We start from the raw sequence: 1,919 nt of genomic DNA on the forward strand, positions 1-1,919 counted from the left end.
TATTCCCGGCACTCTGGTGATAGGCTTGATCTCTTGTGATGAAGTAAATCCCCGTATGGTCTTCCTCCGATAAATTTCACTTCTCCTTCGAAGGGTCGGTTGCCGTTCGAATCATATCCCTTTAGTTTCACAAATAGAGTATTATATTCTGTTTTAATGCTGTCTAAAATGGTTACGCTATACAAATTTTCTTCCCCCCTTTCCGTTAATCAAAAATGGTTTGAGTGAGGAAGTCAAGGTTCTTCATTGGTTTTTCCTAATCCGTTTTTAAACATATATTGTAACCCCTTCTCAATCCCCTCTGCCCAAACTGACATACCATGTCCTCCATTTAAAATTCGTAATTCTGCTGGACTCCCTGGAACATCTGCCCACTTTTCAAAGTCTTTATTGTATAGATTTGAGCGATGAAGAGCTTGATAGAGATTCACTGCCTGCACTTCCATATTATATTTGTTCGCATCCTCTGGTAAATCTTCTTGCTCGCTTAAATGATTCCAATCATCATCTCCAGCTACAATATACATGGGAACCTGATTGGGTTGTTTACTATATTGTTTTAGTGCAGCTGGGTAATTTAGTTCGTCCCAGACTTTCGGATTAAAAGGCTCTCCAAACGATCCTCTTTCTACAGCACCTGAAGTAGCTGGGGCTTCCTTATCTTGAATAGCAGGGCTAAGTAAAGTCGTACCAGCAAACAAGTCAGGGTAATTGAGCGAATAACGTAAGGCTCCATAACCGCCCATAGAAAAACCGATTAAACCTCTGCCTCCCCTGGATCCTATCGTACTATGGTCCTTCTCAATTTTAGGGATTAGATCGTTGATAATAGCTGACTCAACTGCTCCATATTTATGTGAATTGACCCAATAGCTATTCCCAGTTATCGGTGCAATGGCAATAAACGGGCGAGTCTTCTTCTGTTCTATCATTTTATCCATGATTGGCCAAAATGAATTCCAGCTTTCTGCATTTCCACTGCTTCCGTGCAGCAAATATACCACTGGGTACTTATTTTTCTTATTATATCCTGGCGGCAGGTACATGTTATATGTTAACTGGTCCAGCCCTGGAGTAGAGTCGTTTACAAGACTTGATGCTGTAAATGATTCTGTCGTTACCTTCCCCTTCTTTTTAGAATGATATTGTTTTGGATTGTAAGCAGGAGGGGATTGCTTGTCAAATAAATACTTTACTCCTTCTTCAAAACCTTGAAGCCATACCTCTTTACCATGACCGCCATTCATGATTCGAAGTTCTGCCGGGCTTGATGGAACGTCTCCCCATTTTGGGAAATCCACTTGAAAGAGATTTTTCCGATGAAGCTCCTGATAAAGTTGGACGGCTTGAACTTCCAAATTATATTTAGCTGCATCAGCTGGTAACTCTTCTTTTTCACTTAGATGATTCCAATCATCATCTCCTGTTGCAATGTAGATTGGCACCCTATATGGCTGTAAAACATATGAATCAATCGCAGTTGGATAATTTTTAGCATTCCACAGGTCCAAATCAAATGGGTCTCCAAAACTCCCTCTTTGTACTGCACCAGATGTTTCTGGAGGTTCTTGGTTTTGAATAGCAGGACTTAACAAAGCGGTACCTGAAAACAGTTCTGGATAAACCAAAGAATACCTAAGCGCGCCGTAACCGCCCATAGAGTATCCCGTAAGAAATCTTCCTGAACGGTTTGCGATAGTATGGTATTTTTTATCTATAGTTGGAATGAGATCTTTGATAACAGCAGATTCATAGCGACCATATTTCTCTGAGTCCACCCAATAGCTGTTACCTGTTGAAGGAACGATCGCAATTACTGGTTCTATTGTCTTTTTTTGAATCATCTTATCAAGCGTTTTCCAAAAATCATCATAGCTGTTTTCATTGCCATTGCTTCCATGCAGTAAATAGATGACCGG

The 1,919-nt window shown here is 40.5% G+C and carries 2 protein-coding genes; both read right to left on the reverse strand.

Features of this window, described 5'->3' with window-relative positions; translation table 11 throughout:
* A partial coding sequence (locus tag AC52RT_RS18100) for a hypothetical protein (RefSeq protein ID WP_495542038.1) occupies window positions 1-185 on the reverse strand: 185 nt, incomplete at its 3' end.
* A gap of 48 nt (window positions 186-233) precedes the next feature.
* Window positions 234-1,919: alpha/beta hydrolase (locus AC52RT_RS18105; RefSeq protein ID WP_495542039.1), on the reverse strand; the 1,686-nt coding region annotated here is incomplete at its 5' end.

It is taken from the genome of Peribacillus sp., from assembly GCF_059453735.1.